The 17,114-nt window shown below is 68.6% G+C and carries 16 protein-coding genes; 4 read left to right on the forward strand and 12 right to left on the reverse strand.

The window, feature by feature from the left end:
* From WD250_10970 to WD250_10980, 3 genes are all read left to right on the forward strand, one after another.
* Positions 1–461, forward strand: a 461-nt coding sequence (locus WD250_10970; protein MEX2620727.1) for a hypothetical protein, incomplete at its 5' end; no start/stop codon positions are given.
* Positions 462–546: 85 nt separating this feature from the next.
* Positions 547–900, forward strand: a complete 354-nt coding sequence (locus WD250_10975) for a CopG family transcriptional regulator (protein ID MEX2620728.1) — start codon at positions 547–549, stop codon at positions 898–900.
* Entirely contained in the window at positions 897–1,319 is a 423-nt protein-coding gene (locus tag WD250_10980) for a PIN domain-containing protein (protein MEX2620729.1), read from the forward strand. The genes WD250_10975 and WD250_10980 overlap by 4 nt, the downstream gene beginning before the upstream one ends.
* Positions 1,320–1,410: 91 nt before the next feature.
* Here the strand turns inward: WD250_10980 and WD250_10985 are convergent, their stop codons facing one another.
* The 6 genes from WD250_10985 to WD250_11010 all read right to left on the reverse strand — a co-directional run bounded on the left by WD250_10985 (position 1,411) and on the right by WD250_11010 (position 5,709).
* Positions 1,411–3,234, reverse strand: a complete 1,824-nt coding sequence (locus WD250_10985) for an alpha/beta fold hydrolase (protein ID MEX2620730.1) — start codon at positions 3,232–3,234, stop codon at positions 1,411–1,413.
* Between the two features lie 215 nt (positions 3,235–3,449).
* A complete protein-coding gene (locus WD250_10990) occupies positions 3,450–3,863 on the reverse strand; it encodes a PIN domain-containing protein (GenBank protein MEX2620731.1) in 414 nt (137 codons plus the stop codon).
* Complete coding sequence (locus tag WD250_10995; GenBank protein MEX2620732.1) at positions 3,854–4,144, reverse strand: CopG family transcriptional regulator; 291 nt, start codon at positions 4,142–4,144, stop codon at positions 3,854–3,856. The genes WD250_10990 and WD250_10995 overlap by 10 nt, the downstream gene beginning before the upstream one ends.
* A 333-nt stretch (positions 4,145–4,477) precedes the next feature.
* Positions 4,478–4,816: a type II toxin-antitoxin system RelE/ParE family toxin gene (locus tag WD250_11000; GenBank protein ID MEX2620733.1), complete on the reverse strand. Its 339-nt coding sequence runs from the start codon at positions 4,814–4,816 to the stop codon at positions 4,478–4,480.
* Complete coding sequence (locus tag WD250_11005) at positions 4,813–5,115, reverse strand: type II toxin-antitoxin system Phd/YefM family antitoxin (GenBank protein MEX2620734.1); 303 nt, start codon at positions 5,113–5,115, stop codon at positions 4,813–4,815. Before WD250_11005 ends, WD250_11000 begins: the two co-directional genes overlap by 4 nt.
* A 153-nt stretch (positions 5,116–5,268) precedes the next feature.
* On the reverse strand, positions 5,269–5,709 hold the full coding sequence (locus WD250_11010; GenBank protein ID MEX2620735.1) for a hypothetical protein: 441 nt from the start codon (positions 5,707–5,709) through the stop codon (positions 5,269–5,271).
* A gap of 89 nt (positions 5,710–5,798) precedes the next feature.
* Between WD250_11010 and WD250_11015 the strand changes: the two genes are divergently transcribed.
* A complete protein-coding gene (locus WD250_11015; protein MEX2620736.1) occupies positions 5,799–6,341 on the forward strand; it encodes a DUF433 domain-containing protein in 543 nt (180 codons plus the stop codon).
* Positions 6,342–6,492: 151 nt separating this feature from the next.
* Here the strand turns inward: WD250_11015 and WD250_11020 are convergent, their stop codons facing one another.
* From WD250_11020 to WD250_11045, 6 genes are all read right to left on the reverse strand, one after another.
* A complete protein-coding gene (locus WD250_11020; protein MEX2620737.1) occupies positions 6,493–7,578 on the reverse strand; it encodes a hypothetical protein in 1,086 nt (361 codons plus the stop codon).
* Positions 7,579–7,587: 9 nt separating this feature from the next.
* Complete coding sequence (locus tag WD250_11025) at positions 7,588–8,682, reverse strand: hypothetical protein (protein ID MEX2620738.1); 1,095 nt, start codon at positions 8,680–8,682, stop codon at positions 7,588–7,590.
* Between the two features lie 202 nt (positions 8,683–8,884).
* On the reverse strand, positions 8,885–12,745 hold the full coding sequence (locus WD250_11030) for an HsdR family type I site-specific deoxyribonuclease (protein MEX2620739.1): 3,861 nt from the start codon (positions 12,743–12,745) through the stop codon (positions 8,885–8,887).
* Positions 12,742–13,962, reverse strand: a complete 1,221-nt coding sequence (locus WD250_11035; protein MEX2620740.1) for a restriction endonuclease subunit S — start codon at positions 13,960–13,962, stop codon at positions 12,742–12,744. The genes WD250_11030 and WD250_11035 overlap by 4 nt, the downstream gene beginning before the upstream one ends.
* A complete protein-coding gene (locus WD250_11040) occupies positions 13,959–15,509 on the reverse strand; it encodes a class I SAM-dependent DNA methyltransferase (protein MEX2620741.1) in 1,551 nt (516 codons plus the stop codon). The genes WD250_11035 and WD250_11040 overlap by 4 nt, the downstream gene beginning before the upstream one ends.
* A gap of 790 nt (positions 15,510–16,299) precedes the next feature.
* The coding region (locus WD250_11045) for a hypothetical protein (GenBank protein ID MEX2620742.1) at positions 16,300–17,114 on the reverse strand (815 nt) is incomplete at its 5' end.

The raw sequence follows: 17,114 nt of genomic DNA on the forward strand, positions 1-17,114 counted from the left end.
CAGGTGCAGCGCACACGTGCGCGTTGCGCGAGGGCGGTGCGGTGGCCTGCTGGGGTGCGAACTCCCGCAAGCAGCTCGGCGATGGCACGACGGCTCACCGGCTCGAGCACCGGCTCGAGCCGGCGGATGCGGTGGAGGGACTGACGGATGCGGTCGCGGTGGCCGCAGGTGCAGGGCACACGTGCGCGTTGCGCGAGGGCGGTGCGGTGGCCTGCTGGGGCGCCAACCACTTCGGCCAGGCTGGCGACGGCCCGATTATTTCCCTGGAGGAACGATCGGGGCTTGCCGTGACGGAGGTGCTGGCCGAGGCGACGGCTGTCGGTGCCGGCTTCGACCACTCGTGCGCGGTACGCGAGGGCGGCGCCGTCGCTTGCTGGGGGAACAACGGGGCAGGGCAGCTCGGCGACGGCTCCACTGGTGGGCGCTACACGCCCACCCCGGTCGTCTTCGACGGAACATGACGTGTCCGCCGATGAGAGGATCAGCATCCAAGCGCGCTGCCGCTGCCATCCCACACTGCCGCCGGCTGCCGCCCGCAGGATGCGTGTGGAGCACGAGTACGACCGCGGCGGGGGGCTGTGCTACCTCGCCGCTTGGGACGTGCACCGCACCAAGGTCTTCGGCCGCTGCGAGCCACGCGGGCCTATTGCGCCATACGTATGGTGGCCTGAAATGGTGAGGAAGACGACGATCTATCTCGACGATGCCGACGACGCCCTCCTCCGGCAGGCAGCTGCACGACGCGGCTCGACGCGTTCGGAGCTCATCCGCGAGGCGATCCGTCGCCTGCTGAGCGCCGAGACGCCGCCGACACGTCGTCCGCGCCCGCTCGGGCGCAGTGGCCACACGGATACCTCGCGGCGCGTGGACGAACTGCTCGACGACGGCTTCGGTCGGTGATCGTCGTCGACACCGGTGGCCTCTACGCCTTCCTCGACCGTGACGACGCCCGTCACGACGCAGCCCGCGCGGTCGTCGACGCCGACCCCGGCCCGTTGGTCCTGTCGCCCTTCGTGCTCGCCGAGCTGGGCTCCCTCGTGGCGCTTCGCCTGGGAGTCGACGCGGAGTGCGATCTGCTCGACGACGTCGATGGCGGCGTCTACACGCTGGTCGCCTTCGGTGACGACGACCTCAGCGACGCTGCTGCGCTGGTCAGGCAGTACCGAGACCTCGGCATCGGGATCACCAACGCCTCCGTGGTCGTGCTGGCTGCCAAGTACCGCACGGTCGATCTGCTGTCCACGGACGAACGCCACCTGCGGGCGGTGCGACCGCTACGTGGCGGCACCGCCTTTCGGCTCCTGCCCGCCGACGCGTGACCGCACCCGCAGCTTGTCGGCGGCGGCCCACAGGGTGCGGCGCTAGCGAACCTCGATGCGCTTCTCGCGGGCTGGGCCTGCCCACCGTCGATCAGGTCTCGTGGCGGCCGCCGAGGTGGCGGGCGAGGAACGCCTCGGTGGCCGCGCGGAACCGCTCGCGGTTGGCGGGGCGGGCGATGCGCGGTCCCTCGTCGTCGAAGACGAGGTGCTCGTGGTCGAGACCGCGTGCCCGCCACGCGGTGAGCAGCTGCTCGGACTCGGCCACGGTGACGCGCGGGTCCTTCGCGCCCTGGGCGATCAGCACCGGGATGGACGCGCCGGCGGCACGTGACAGCGGTGAGCGCTCCCACAGCCACGGGTCGTGCAGGTCCCCGATCCGCCGGTGGACGGTCGCGCGCTGCGCCGTTGCCGACTCGGGAACCGACGCGACCACCGTGCGCAGGTCGACCGGTGCGCTGGCAGCCACCGCACACGCGAACCGGTCGGGTGTGAACGTGGCGGCGCACAGCGCCGCGTAGCCGCCGTAGGAGCTGCCGAGGATGCCGACCCGGGCGGGGTCGGCGTAGCCGCGGTCGACCACCCAGTCGACGGTGTCGACGAGGTCGTGGTGCATCGCCCCGCCCCACTCGCGGTCGCCGGCGTCGAGAAAGGCCTTGCCGTAGCCGGCCGACCCGCGGTAGTTGACCTGCACGACGAGGTAGCCCCGGTTCGCCAGCCACTGCACCTGCGGGTCGTAGCCCCAGGTGTCGCGCTCCCAGGGCCCGCCGTGCACGAGCAGCACCGCCGGCAGGTCGCGCGCCCTCACGGCCGGCGGACCCGTCAGGTAGCCGTGCAGGCCGAGCCCGTCGCGGGCCGTCACCTGGAAGGCCGCGGTGCGGGCGAGCGGGAGGCCGCGCAGGCCGGGACGGTCGTCGAACAGCCACGTGAGGTGCCTGCCCGCCCGTTCGTAGCGGTGGAAGCTGACCGGTCCGTCGTCGGGCGTGTAGGTCACCTCCCAGACGCGGTCGGCGTGGTCGCGGCCGGTGACAGAGAAGTCGCCGTGGTGGGCCTCGGCGAGGTAGGCGAGGTCCCCGGCGACAGCGTCGTCGAGCGGCTCGTGGTGCACCCGCGCGCGGCGGACGGTGACCCACTGGGCCTCGCCGGTGTCGGGATGCAGACGGACCTGGCCGAGGTCGTGCTCGGGGTCGGCGGCCACGACGGTCGGCTCACCGGTGGCCAGGTCGTAGCGCAGCAGCCGGCGCGTGTCGGCCCCCAGCGAGGTGAGCACCCACAGGACACGCCCGTCGGTGGTGAAGCCGACGGGCAGGGTGGACAGGGCGTCGTCGGCCGGCGCCTCGACGAGGACGCGCCAGTCGCCGTCGGCGCGGTCGCGGACCAGCACACGCCGCGCACCGTCGGGTGCGGACGCCAACGCGGCCCGCACCTGCAGGTCGGCGTCACAGTAGAACCGGTCGAACCCGGGGTTCTCGACAACCTTGTCCAGGCGACCACTGGGCACATGCACCCGATGGACGTCGTAGCGGCGGCGGTCCTCGAGGTTCGCGGTGAAGAGCAGGTCCTCGGGGTGGCGCGGGTGTCCCCCGACCGTGAAGGTGTCCACCCCCTCGACGGGTGTCAGGTTGCGATCCTCCCCGGTTTCGGGGTCCACCACATGCAGGCGACGCACGCCGCCGGGGCCGTCGTCCATGTAGAGCAGGTGGTGGTTGTCGTAGGCCCACACGACCACGCGGATGCCCCGACCCTGCTCGGCCGTCGCGGGGCGCGCCCCGCCCAGGTCGGCGTCGCCGAGCCAGATGTTGGGCGTGCCCTCGTGGGGTGCGATCCATGCCAGGCGCCGGCCGTCGGGCGACACCGCAAGGTCGGTGCGCTCGGGCGTGGCGAACAGCACCGCGCGCGGGATCAGCCCAGGCGCCACCGCGCCTCCTCGCCCGGAAGGGGCCGCACCGGGCGCTTCAGGACTCACCTGCCCCTCCCATCGGGATCCGAGCAACACGCGCGTGAGACTAGCGGGCAGCAGGCTTGCCGGGCTCGCCCGGGGCAACGTCGCTCGGGCCGCCCTGCTCAACGCGGTCAACACCGCAAGGCACCAGCATCTGCCTGCCGGCGTACGGTTATCGACCAACCGATCTCCTATGGCAGGAGGCTGAGCGCCGTAGTGTGGGCGGGTCTCACCACGGTGAAGTGTCGATGGTCCAGCGTCGCGATCTCACTGACACCGAGTCGTTCAGCCGTGGCGAGAACCGACGCATCGACGGTGCCCAACGGCAGGTCGTGGTAGCGGGCGACGAGCTCGGCGATGCGCATCCAGTCGCCTGCGGCGACCGCCTCAACGATGAACTCACCGGCGGCCAGGTCGGCGAGGAAGCGCACCTCGGGCCCCGGGCCGAGGCGACTCGCGAGCAGGTAGGTGACCTCGGTGATGACCAGCGTCGGGACGATCAGCGGCCCGGGGTGGGTCTCCAAGAGCTCGAGGCTGGTGGTGTGGTGGCGGTCGTCAGCGTCGATGTAGGCGTACAGCGGGCCCGCGTCGACGATCAGGGCGATGGCGACAGCTCCGTGGCGAGGATCTCCTCGATGCGTTCGGAGATGTCATCGCGGCCGCTGCGCCCAGCGGCTGCCGCCCGGAGGCGTCGCCGTCCACCCCCGTCACCGAGATGGTGCTCGACCGCTTCGCGGGTCAGGGCGGACACAGTCATGCCGCGACGTTGGGCCTCGTGTCGCAACAGGGCGTCGAGTTCATCCGGCAACTTGACGGTGGTCCGCTTCATGTATGCCAGCATACCTCCAAGGCGGCCTGCATAGCCACCTTGGAGCTTGGCCACCATTGCGACCAGTCAACCTGTGGCCTCCCTACGGGCCGTCGTAGACCGCACGGCCGAACGATGTCGCAGGGTCGGCGGCGGACCGGGGGAGATACGACGACGCCTATGGTGCCCTGCAGACACCCCGGGATGCCTCCCGCTCTGCACCGATGTTCTCGTTGCCGACGAGCAGCGCCCCTCAGGAGGGCGTGTGGGTCACTGCGCCGGCCGGTTCGCGCCGGGTACGTGCGTCGATGAGGGCCGGTGCGGCCCGAACCCGTCGCCGGGCATGACGACCTTCGTGTAGTCGGGGAACGCCGAAGTTGCTGCTGGCTTGGTGGTGAGAGTTTCCCCGCCTCAGGCTTCTCCCCGGAGCGCTCGTTCGATCAGCAGCTCTCCGAGGTCGCGGCGACCATCGACGGCGGTCAGCACCACCACATCGCCGTCTCGGATGGCGAACATCAACCGATACGGCCCTACCAGCAGCTCGCGGTACCCCGTGATGCCCTCGGCTCCCAACTCAGGCACGACGCGGCACCGACGGGGCATGGTCCCCAACTTCTGCGCGGCCTCCGTGATCCGACCGTACAGCCGCTCAGCTGCGTCGACCCCGTCTCGGTCCACGACGCAGTCGATGATGCTCAAGAGGTCCTCTACGGCGACCTGCGCCCAGCGGACGGTGAAGCGCTCGGTCACTGCAGTCCGCGATGGCCCCGTCCGCGATGGGCAGCAAGGCGCGCAGCCACCAGGCTGTCCACCGACTCCTGATCGTGGCTACGTCCGTCCTGGTGATCATGTTCACCCTGGGCAAGCAGTTTCAGCAGGTGCAGCGCCCGCTGCTGGCGCTGATAGGACTGGACGTCTTGGAGCACCGCAGTTGGCTTACCGTTCTGCGTGATGACCACGGGGCTGTGCCGCTCCGACGCCCGGGCGATCAACTCGGCGGCGCTGCGCTTGAGGGCTGTCACGGGCTCGATGTCGTACTCCAGGTCCATGTCCCCGAAGATAGCACCGAATCCGGTGCCGTGACATGCCGCGGCATCGTCACGCAGGCAGATCCGGTACGTGCCGGGTTTCCACCATTTCGGGCACCGGGGAACTCTGTGTCGGAGGCGAGTTGGATGTGGGACAGCCACGTGCTGTCAAAATCAGCTGCAGCCGCTGGTGGTGCCGCAGGACTGGCAGACGTGGCAGGAGCCGGCGCGCTGCATCTTGATGCCGCAGGTGAAGCACAGGGGCGCGTCGCCGTAGAGGTCATCCACGGGCAGCGGCCGGTCCACCGGCAGGCGGGTCTGGCCCTCGACGTCCACGGTCGGGGCACTGGCCGGCGGCGGGTAGCCGACGTCGAGGGCGGCGTTGCGCTCCTCCAGGGTGTGGATGTTCAGCTCGTGGCGCTTGTCGGTCGGCAGGTACTCGATCGCCAGGCGCCGGAAGATGTAGTCCACGATCGAGCTGGTGAACTTCACCTCCGGGTCGTCGGTCATGCCCGCCGGCTCGAAGCGCATGTTGGTGAACTTGGTGACGTAGGCCTCCAGCGGCACCCCGTACTGCAGCCCGAGGCTCACGCTGATCGCGAACGCGTCCATCACCCCGCGGCCGCTACGCCGCGGACAGGGCAGCACGCCTGTCGGGGGTTCCCCGCAGCACCGTCTACGACTGGGCGCGTGAGGACGTGCTCGTGCCCGACTACCTGAACGCGTCACCGATGATGTGGTTCTACCGCGACCTCGTGTTCCTCCGCCTGCTCGCGAGGATGCGCCAGCACGGTATCAGGCGCGAGCAGGCCGCCGACGACGTCGCCGAGCTCCGCAAGCTGCTGGCGTCCCCCGGTTCACAGGTCACCACCGTGCGGATCGGCGACAGGCTGTTCGTCGGCGACGACACGTACGAGCTCGGGACGGGGCAGCAGGCGTTCGAGGAGGTCCTGGAGCTGACGCACCAGTTCGATCTCCTCGAACCGATCGAGGGTGTCAACAGGGTGCCGACGTGGGGGCCGGACCTCGTCGAGCCGTCCGCCCACACCTACATCTCGCCGCACGTCATGGGCGGCGAACCGTGCGTCGACTTCACGAGGATCCCGAGCACCGCAGTCCTCGCCCTCGTCGAGGCACGCGGGCTCGACACCGCCAAGATCGTGCGCCTGTACCCCCAGCTCACCCCGGAGGGCATCGACGACGCCGTCGCGCACGAGCGCCGCCTGCGCGCCCCCCGCGCCGCGTAGCCGGGCGCCCGGTGCGGGTCCTTCTCGACGAGAACTTCCCGAATCCTCCCGCGGAAGGCCGTCCTGAACTCGGCGTCGTCCACTGAGCGAGGATCATCGTGCTGGCGGTCATGCCCGTCGGAATCCCGTGTTGCATCCAGTCGGAGCCCCATTACGTCTCTTCGTCGAGGTTGGCGGAGCCGAACAGCGACGCCTGGTCGTGGGGGCGGCGTACGGGGACCGGCCGTTCCGCCGCGAGCATGCGTTCCACCTCGTTCGACGAGCTCGGGGTGCACAGCCGTCTCGCTATCACGTGCTGTGTCTCCTCGTTACGGCCTTTCGCGAGCTCGTGGAATGCGACTACCCATGCGTCCGTCGACGCTGGCCTGTCAGCGAGCTTCGCGCGCCTGAGGAGGTCCAGTGCCTTCTGTACGTCGTGCTTGCGGACGACGCCGTAGCGCTTGGCGAGGTCGTCGGTCAGTCCGTTCTCGCTGACCTCGAGCTTGACCCTCGCGCCTGCCGGGGTGCCGCCCGCGAGCTCGGGGAACGCCTTCGTCCAGAGGTGGGTAGCCAGGTACAGGTCGATGATCGGGTCGTTCATGAACGCATGCCGCGCCTTGTTTGCAGAGAACAGCGCGGGCTTGACCTTGATCGAGTCGCGTTCCATCCACGCGCCGATACCACGTGGCCGGCCCTCGTCGTTGAGCATCCTGGCGTGCTCGCGCAGCTCACCGTTCCCTGCGGCCGGCCAGCGCTGGAAGATGTACCTGTTGGAATCGAAGGAGTACTGGACGAGGCACGGCGGGACGGACGGTTCGTACGCGTGGCCGGCGTCGTCGATCCGTTCGTGGATCGCCTGGAAAGCACCGTTCGCCACGTCCATCGGCATGAGCAGCAGCACGTCGCAGTGGGTCACCGTCGTGAGCTGTCCCCCGACCGTGGGAACGGTGTCGAGGCCGTCGTATTTCGCGACCTGACGAACCAGCTTTTCGGCGCTACCTGGCTCCAGAGACAGACGCGAAACCTCCCCCGCGAGCCCGCTGCCGTCGTTGAAGACGACGGTGAAGTCGGGCCGCAGCGCGTTGCCGTCGGGCCGGGGGATGCGCGGGTACCGCTCGAAGTGCGCGACGGTCGGGACGAGTTCCTGCGCCTGGGTGAACAGCGTGTGGAACGCCGACACGACGTCGACGTACTGGTCGTAGAGGAAGTACCGGCGCAGTTGCTCGTCGATGCACTGCGCGGCGTCCCGTGCAGCCATCCGCCGGCCTCAGCCCGAGGTCAGGAACGCCTCGGTGGGGATGAGCTGTTCCTCCGCCCCTGCCGCCACTTCGACGCCGCCGAGGTGTTCGCTGAGGAAGTCCGTCAGCCGGGTGAGCGAACCGAGGCTCGACCGGAACCCCGGGTAGACGATGACCTCGTCGTCCGTTGTGACGAACGCGTCGAAGTTGGAACCGTCGAGGTAGTCGGTGACGGCGATGTGGAGGTAAGGGTTGCCGTGGAAGACGGCTACGCCCATCGACGGTTGCTTCAGGAGCGCGTTCACGACGAACTGGTTGTCCGCCGATCCCTTCAGCAGGCCGGAGGACAGCCGGACGGTGACGGGATTGAGCTCGGCCGGTTCCGAGACGTTGCGCTGGCGGTCCGCGAGCAGCCGCATCCGTCGGGAAGCGGCGTCAGCGAGCCCGCCGAGCACCCGTTCCTCGAACAGCTCGAAGTCGCCGCTGTAGTACGTCGCTCCTGCCTGCCTCCGCAGGTGCAGGTGGAGACGGTCGTCGATGTGCAGGGCCGCGGTCCGCATGAACACGGGATCGGTGATCTCGGACACCGCGGCTTCGTAGGACGGTCGCGGGCCGAGCCCGTGAGGGTGCGTGACCTGCCAGTTGGCTCCGTCGGTGATCCGGGTGAAGTTGAGCCGGGAAACCTCGACGCGTCCGCTGCCGGCCAGCGATTCGACGATGCCGTCAAAGTCGGCCTGGTTGAGTATGACCGGCACGATCACGGGTGCGCTTCGTGCGACGCGCCGTTCCAGCGAACTCCACTTCTTACTCGTGACCGGTACCACGCCTACGAGGTGGAACACGCCGTCGTGCCGTGCTGGCCATACGCCGGCGACGTAGCTTCCCGACTCCGACTCGATCGCGAGCACGCCGACATGGCCCCATCGTCTCGTCTCGGCTTCTTCGCCGGGCCGGACCAACGCTGCAAGCACGTCGTCGGACTCGGTAACCACGGTCGCGAAGGTGAACTGCGCCGGCTTCCCCTGGTGGACGGTCGCACGGACCGCTTCGGACAGGGACGGAGCAGGGGAAGTCGAGCTGGCTCCCTCCCACAGGAACCTCCCGAACCTACTCAGTCCCTTCACGATGCCTCCGCATCTGGCGGTCTGATGCCCTTGACTGCTCGGACGACGCAGCCATGCGCTTGATGCCCCGACGGCGCAGAAGGATCCAGGCTACAGCCTGATATGGCCCGGTACGGCGAAGTCGCGGCCGTTGGTGTCAGACTGACCTCGTGTCTCTCCGCCTGCTCGGGAGGATGCGCCAGCACGGCATTGCCATCCGTCTTCAGGCGAGGTCGTGACCCGGCCAGCGCTCGCTGCGGTAGGCGGCTAAGTCCTCGGCAGCGAGCGCGGTCTCGGGCAGCTCGCGGGTCGAGTTGTTCATCCTGACGAAGAAGACACGGTCGGCCTTGCTGGTCGTGGCCCAGACCGGGCCAGGCGACCGTGCGACGTCGACCCGGCAGATCTCCTGACCGCGGTGCTCGGCGATCCGTGCCCGGGTGCGCATCACCGGCGCGTGGCCGAGGGCGTTGACCAGGTGGGTGGTGAGCCAGTTGACGAACCCGTCGCCATTCGGCGGCTTCACCCGTGGATAGTCGTGACCGAGTCCGACGACCTCGCGATCGGGCCCCACGCCGATGAGCAGCGTGCCACCGTCGGTGTTGAGGAAGCCCGCGACGGTCTTGACGATGGCGTCCTCCATGGCCTTGCTCGGTTTGCCCTCGCGGAGGTCCCAGCGGGCGGTCGACTTGAACTCGACGCTGTCGTCCTCGTCGTTGTGGATGATCTCCTCGACGCTGCGCAGCGCAGCACCGCCGGGCAGGCCGAGCTGGGCGGCCACGAGGGAGGCGAACTCGGCGTCGTGGCGGAGCCTGTCGACGACCTCGCCGGTGACATCGGCGGTCGTGACCTGATCGGCGGACAGGGTCGCGACGCCGGCTCCGGTCGTGGTGGGCTCGACCCGGTCGCCTTGATAGACGCTGGAGCCGTCGTCGCCGTAGGCGGTGGCGATGTGGTCGAACACGGCCTGGACCTTGGCGTCGAACACCGCGGGCGGGTAGGGATCCTCGGGGAGCTCGGCGTCCAGCACGTCGCGGATGGTGACCCGCACCTCCGCGCTGGTGGAAGCCCGGCGGCGCCAGTCGAGCACGAGCTTGTCGTGCAGATGCTCGAGCAGCCGCTTGGCGCTGGCCTTCACGACCTCGGTCTCCGTCTCCTCGAGGACGGGCTCGGGCTTGGTGAGCAGGTCGAAGATCGCCAGCTCCTCCTCGGTGAGCCCCTCGCTCACCACCCGTTGCTCCTCGGTGGTGAGCGACTGGGAGAACTCGACGAGCCGGCGGAGGTACTCGTCGATGTTCAGGCTGCCGGCGTTGTAGTGGGCGATCAGCTCCTCGATGCGGTCGACCAGGTCGTAGCGAGTCGGGTTACGGGCGGCGGCCCCCACCGCCCGTTGCCTGAGCAGCGCGGCGAGCCGGTCGGTCTCGGCACGCTTGCGGCCGGCGAAGCGGGCGGCGAGGGCGTCGAAGTCGATCTGGGCCAGGTCGATGAGCAGGTCGGGTTCGCTGCCCTCGGCCGCGGCCCGGATCACGTACTCCTCGGCACCGACGGACCGGTCGAGCAGGGCATCGACGGCATCGGCGACGTCGTCGAGGTCGGCCTCGGGCGGGCGGGACACCTCGGCGATCCGTCCGGCCACGACCCGCACGGCTGCCACCGTGCGCTGGTGGGCGACGGCGGCCGGGTCGGGCAGCAGCGCCTTGAACAGCTTGCGGACCTGACGGGCCGCGGCGAGAAACCCCGTGCGGGTCCCCTCGTCGACGAGCAGCGCCTCGACGGCGGCGTCGCGCAGGGCGATGTGCGCGAACCCGGTGGCGTCCCGCAGCTCGATCAGGTCGACACCGTGGGAGCCTGCCAGGGAGACGACCGTGTCGATGGCCTTGCCGAGTGCATCGACGAGGGCGGCGACGTCCTGGATGGGGGTGTCGACCCCGGCCTCGGCGTTGGCGGTCCCGTAGATGGCCAGCGCCTTCTCGAGGTTCCGGAACACACCGATGTAGTCGACGATCAGGCCGTTGTCCTTGTCGGGAAACACGCGGTTCGCGCGGGCGATGGTCTGCATCAGCGTGTGGTTGCGCATGGGCCGGTCGAGGTAGATCGTCGACACGCTCGGCGCGTCGAACCCGGTCATCCACATGGCGCACACGAACACCAGCCGCAGGGGGTCCCCCGCGGCCTTGAAGCGCTCGGCGAGGTCCTCGCTCAGCATGCGGGCCCGGTGCGGGCGGATGTCGAGCCCCTGGCGTTCGAGCTGGGCGACCTCGTTCTGGCCCTGGCTCACGACCACCGCCATGTCGGTGGACTCCATCAGCTCGATGCGGCTGGCCAGCCACGGCCGCTCCAGCTCCGGGAGCGCGTCGTGCTGCACGCGCAGCTCGGCGAGGTGGGCGTCCCACGCCTCGCGCACGTAGTCGTGCATGCGGACCGCAGCGGCCTTGTCGATCCCGACGTACATGGCCTTGCCCGTGAACCCGCGGCCCACGAAGTGGCCCACGAGGTCGCGGGCCACGGTGCGCAGCCGCTCGGGGCGGGTGAGCAGCGTGTACTCCCGGCCGAAGCGGCGGGCGAGCTGCCCCTCGGCGTCCTCGTCGAGCTCGGCCTCCTCGAGCAGCGCTGCCAGCTCGTCGGCGAAGTCGTCGTTGACCAGCTGCAGCTCGGGGATGCGGTTCTCGTAGTACAGCGGGACGGTGGCCCCGTCGGTGATCGCGTCGCGGAAGTTGTAGATGCTGACGTAGTCGCCGAACTGCTGGCGGGTCAGCTCCTCACCCTCGATCAGGGGGGTGCCGGTGAAGCCCATGAACGCGGCGTTGGGCAGTGCCTGGCGCATGTTGAGCGCCAGCGTGTCGTACTGGCTGCGGTGGGCCTCGTCGGTGATCACGATCACATCCGAGCGGTCCGACAGCACCGGCATCACCGTCTCACCGGCGGCCCTGTCGACCCGGAACTTGTGGATCAACGTGAACACGTAGCGGTGGTCGGCCGCCAGCAGCTCCCGTAGGTGCGTCGATGACGACGCGTGCACCTGCGCCTCACGGGAGATGGCGCCGGCGTCGGCAAACTCACCGTGCAGCTGCAGGTCGAGCTCGGTGCGGTCGGTGACCATCACGAACGTCCACGACCCGGGGATGCGGCGCAGCACCTTCTGCGTGAACCACAGCATCGACAGCGACTTGCCCGAGCCCTGGGTGTGCCAGAACACCCCGAGGCGCTTCTCGCCGGCGGAGCGGATCCGGAGCAGGTTCTCGATCGCGGCGTTCACCCCGAGCACCTGGTGGTTGTGCGCGACCACCTTGATCAACCCACCCGGCCGCTCGATGTAGGCGACGAAGCTCTCGATCAGGTCGAGCAGCCGGTCGGGGGCGCACGTGCCCCGGATCGCCGTCTCCAGCGCGACGACGCCGCGGGTACCGTCGGCGTCGATGACCTTCCAGTTCCAGTCCCCGAAGAACTCCCACGGCGCGTACGTCGACCCGACCTTGGCCTCCGAGCCGTTGGAGACGATCACGAACCCGTTGGGGACGAACAGCGCGGGGATCGTGTCGCGGTAGTCCGACAGGTTCTCGTCGAAGGCGGCCTTGACGGGCCGGTTCGGCTCCTTGAACTCCAACAGCACCAGCGGGATCCCGTTGACGAACAGGATCGTGTCGGTGCGCCGCCGGTGCAGCTCGCCGGCCACCCATACCTGCGCCGCCGCCAGCCAGTCGTTCTTGATCCAGTCAGCAAAGTCGACGAAGCGCACCGTGGCGTACTGGCGTTGCCCCCGATCGTCCTGCCACTGCGCGCGGTACCCGTCCCGCAGCAGCTCATGGACCTCGCGGTTGGCCCGCACCCGGTCCATCACCGACCGGTCCCGGGCCATCGCCGTGAGCGCCTCCTCCCGCACCGGCTCCGGCACCTCCGGGTTCAGGACTTGCAGCGCGTCCCGGAGCCGGTGGACCAGGACCACGTCGTGCATCGAGTCCCGTCCCAGCGTCCCCGCCCGCCCGAACGACTCGCCCCACGCGTTGACGACCGACCACCCCAGCTCCGCCAGCAACGCCAACGCCGGCTGCTCGACCAGCCCGTCCTCGGAGTACACCCCAAGCGTCACGCCACGGCCCCCTCCCCCAACGCATCCAGGTCCAGCGACGACACGTCGATCTGCCCCGTCACCAGCTTCGGCAGCAGCAGGTCGCGCGTGGCCGCGAGGTACTGATTATGGATCCGTAGGGTTCTCGCCAATCGAAGTTGCTCTCCCGTCGCCGCCACAAGTCGATCCGCTGGGCCCGCTGTCGGCTCAATCACCGCAAGCCCTAGGAAGTCAGCTGGCTTCGCACGCTGATGGCTGGTCGAAGTGCCGCCACTGAGCTCCTTGAGCCGCAGCTGGAAAGGTTCTGACCGAGCCATCAGGTAAAGGAACTCGAGCGACAGATGGGTAGCCGGTCGGAGCACGAGAAACTCCGTAGAGGCCACGGACCGGGACCCTTCCGCTGGTTCGACGAACCAAACCCGTTCGATGCGGGGGTTCAATTTGGACACCATCACGGCTGGCTTGTTCAGGAGGAACTTGCCGCTCTTGATCGTCAACCCGCTCTCGACCACTGGGCGTTGGCCGTCGTCAAAGGAGGGGATGCTGTAGTGATCGAAGACCTCACCCGGCGAACGATCGGGCCGCACGCTCGTTCGATCGATAGTGGCCACGTCTCCAAGCGGCCTGACGCACCATCCTTCGGGGATGAGGCCGAGGGGGGAATCGACCAAGGTGGCGTGCTCGTGGCCGGGGTACCGGAAGTGGACGAACCACTCTCGGTAGATCGCCCGCGCCATCTCCTCCAACACCTCCACCCGCCGCCGGTTGTTCTCTATTAGCTCGTCCAGTGCATCGAGAAGGCCGGCGACGAGCTCCTGGGTGCGTAGCGAGGGTAGTACCAACGGAATGCGGCGAAGATTCGCCTGAGAGAGCTTTGGCTGTGCTGCTCCCGTCACGAACGGGGCGATGTCGGCGGCCAGAATCGCGCTCTGAATGAAGCGGTCGCTGGCCACACCCGGCCTTGCCTTGATGATGTGGGCATGGTTGTTGACCCAAAACTGTCCCTCGGCGAAGAAGGCGATGGGTAGCTTCCGGCTGCGCAGGTTCTCACCGTCCTCCGGGACAAGGATGAAGCGGCCGTCGAAGATGAAGTCATCGATGAAGTCGATGATCCCTTGAGCGCCGTAATACGGGTACGGCCCCTTGCGCACTGAACGCTGGGCGGACGATAGCGGCACGCGCTTGTGGTCAAACACGTCGACGACGTCGCCAAGCAGCACTTCCCGCCACTCGGTCATGCGCCGAGGATCCCTTGCACCATGGTGTCGATCTTGGCTCTGAGTTCGTTGGATCCGTCAGAGAGGCGGGTGAACTCGTCGTAGAGGCCGGCGAGCTTCTCGGTGAAGTCTTCCCCGTCATCTTCGATGACGGCGGTGCCGGTGTAGCGGCCGGGGTTGAGGCTCCAGCCTTGGGCTTCGATCTCGGCTCGGGTGGCGACCTTGCACAGGCCGGGGACGTCGACGTAGGCGCCGTCGGGAAAGTGGTCTTTCAGGAGGGTGTCGCTGCCGTCGGTGCATTCGACAACCTCGTCGCGGTAGAGGCGGGCGATGTTGGCGAGGAACTCGATCTGCTCGGGCAGGAAGTCGCGGTGCGCCCGGTCGATCTGGCGGTAGTGGTGGCGGGCGTCGATGAACAGCACCGTGTGCTCGCGGGGGGTGCCGGTCTTGGCCTTGTCGAGAAACCAGAGGGTGACGGGCAGGGTGACGGTATAGAAGAAGTTGGTGCCGATGGCGACCATGACATCGACGGCTCCGAACTCGATGAGACGCCGGCGAATATCGCGTTCGGAGTGGCCGGCGTCGCCCGCGCTGTTGGCCATGACGAACCCGGCCCGGCCCTGGTCGTTGAGGGCGGCGTAGAACTGCTGGATCCACAGGTAGTTGGCGTTGTCTGGCCGTGGGATCCCGAAGGGGAAGCGGGGGTCGCCGGCGAGCTTGTCCTTGTCGACCCCGTCGACGTTGAACGGCGGGTTGGCCATGACGAAGTCGGCGAGCCCGACGCTGCCGTGCGGGTCTTCGTAGTAGGTGTTGGCGAGACGGATGTTGCCGGAGAGGCCGTGCAGGGCGAGGTTCATCTTGGCGAGGGGGACGGTGCCTTCCTTCTGCTCCTGGCCGTAGATGGACAGCTCCCGGTTCGCGGATGCGTTGTGGCGTTCGACGAACTTGGCGCACTGCACGAACATGCCCGCCGAGCCGCACGCGGGGTCGAAGACCTTGCCGTGGAACGGTTCGATGATCTCCACGATGAGGCGCACGATCGAGTACGGGGTGAAGAACTCGCCGCCCAGCCGCCCCTCGGCCGCCGCGAAGTTCGACAGGAAGTCCTCGTAGATGAGCCCGAACGCATCCCCCGACAGTTTGCGTGGCAGCGGGGAGAACAGTCGTAGCAGCTCGGAGAGGGTGGACTTCTCGAGGCGCTGGTAGCCCTTCGGCAGGACGTCCTTGAGGTCGGTGTTGTGGGTCTCGACAAGGCGCATCGCCGTATCGACTGCGGCACCAAGGTCTTCGGCCTCCGGCAGGTTCACGAGGTAGGAGAGGCGTGCCTCCTCGGAGATGAACAGCACCCCGCGGGCTCGGTAGTCGTCGGGGGTGACGGGTCGCCGCGCTGTGGCCTTGGCCTCGAGCTCCGGTCGGACCTCCTCGAACCGGTGCTCGGCGTAGGCCAGGAAGATCAGGCCGAGCACCGGCCCTCGGTACTCGCTGGGCGCCAATTTGGAGTTGGCCCGCAGCTTGTCGGCGGCGGCCCACAGGGTGCGGCGCACCTCGGCTAGATCGGTCGACTTCACGGAACCCTCTTCTGACTGGAGCCAGGGCCATGTCTCGTGAGGCAGTGTGGCAGATCAGCCGCAGCGGGTCGGCTGCCCAGGAGAATGGAGGCACTGAATAACCCCTTGCTCAGCGACTACGTATCCCCCCTCGCCCCTCGCCCCTCGCCCCTCGGCGAAGTGAGCGGTGGTGAAGAGCTGGCCCGGCGAGTCCCTTGGTGGACGTAGGCGGACAGCGTACGGGCCGGGCGATTTACCCGTGTCGGCTTCAGCGTCGCATCGAAGTGGTCCGCCTCGCGAGAGCGCGAACCCCGCCGCCTACGGCATAGAGGCCAACGAAGGCAACTACAGGAGCTGGCCGAGGGCGGCGACTATCGGGAGCACCCACGCCAAGTGCTTCAAGTGGGGGCCACCGGCTGTTGCCCAACCCGCTGCGGCGGCTACCCACCCGGCGGTCCACCAGATCCCGGCCCTGTGCGGGTGGCTCAGGTGCGGCCAGCCGGTCCGCCAGGAGGCAAGTGCAAACCCGCCGAACAGAACGCCCGCGACGATCACGCCTATCACCATCCTAAGCAGGACGGCCTTTCGGATGGCCCGCCGGTGCTGGTCTGCTTCAAGGTTAGCCAGACGTGATTCCTGGACTTGCAACTGCGCGGCCAGTTCCAGGGCCTTCCCCTCCGCCTGCTCGCGCCCTCGCAGCTCCCGGTTTTTCTTGGCCTCCGCCTGTTCCGCCCGCAGACGCAAAGCTTTTTTCCCCGCCTCCAGTTCCTTTACCTTGCTTTCCGCACTTCTCGTCAGCGTTTTGGCATGTCTACGAGGTAGGGCCGGTGTAGGCGCTGGCGGGGATGTTGAGCAGGTCGAGGATCTGGCGTTGCAGGTCGGTCAGCTCGGGGTGGAAGGTCTGGACGTGTCGGCCGTCGCGGTCGAGCAGGTGGTGGCGGGCGAGTCCGTTGAAGGCCTCGAGCACGCGCGCGGCGGTGGGTGCCTTGCAGCCGCGGTCTTCGGGGTAGACGGACAGTTCGCGTAGCCCGTTGGCGGGCATGGCGTTGCGGATGTCGCGTTCGAGCAGCGCTTGGGTGAGCATGGCGATGAAGTGGCAGCACAGCAGCGCTTCGATGCGGGCGGGGTCTTTGAGGAACATCGGCGCGACGAGCTGGGTGCCTTTGAGCTGGGCGTGGCGTTTCTCGTTGTTGGGCTGGTACTTGTAGGCGGCGAGCAGTTCGGCGTCGGTCATGTCCCGGTCGTTGGTGACGAGCGGGAAGCAGCCGTCGCTGGCGGCGTCGCGGGCGACGATGTCTTCGCGCACCGTCCAGGTGATGCGCTGGCGGGTGCGGGTCGTCTTGCGGTAGTCGGTGTCGGCGTTGGGCCGGCCGGGGCCGGCCTGGCGGTAGCGTTCCTGCTCGTAGGACTCGACGGCGTAGTCGATCCAGCGGGTCGCGCCGGCGGCGGCGACGGCGGCGCGGGCGGCGTCTTCGGCGGCGACGGCGGTCTTGATGCGGGTCTTGGGCGAGGCGAGCCGCTGGTTGAGGTCATCGAGGGCGTGGATGCCGCGGGCGATGCGGTCGCGGCGCGCTGTTGGCGGACGGGGTAGGTGGCGCTGCAGGTGGGGGGTTGTGACGAGATGGG

Source organism: Egibacteraceae bacterium, from assembly GCA_040905805.1.
GTDB lineage: Bacteria > Actinomycetota > Nitriliruptoria > Euzebyales > Egibacteraceae > DATLGH01.

Excerpts from the sequence above, each read along its gene's own strand:
- WD250_10995 (MEX2620732.1), bottom strand. The coding sequence starts at position 4,144 with ATGGTGGCCAAGCTCCAAGGTGGCTATGCAGGCCGCCTTGGAGGTATG.
- WD250_11005 (MEX2620734.1), bottom strand. The coding sequence starts at position 5,115 with ATGGACCTGGAGTACGACATCGAGCCCGTGACAGCCCTCAAGCGCAGC.
- WD250_11020 (MEX2620737.1), bottom strand. The coding sequence starts at position 7,578 with ATGGCTGCACGGGACGCCGCGCAGTGCATCGACGAGCAACTGCGCCGG.
- WD250_11035 (MEX2620740.1), bottom strand. The coding sequence starts at position 13,962 with ATGACCGAGTGGCGGGAAGTGCTGCTTGGCGACGTCGTCGACGTGTTT.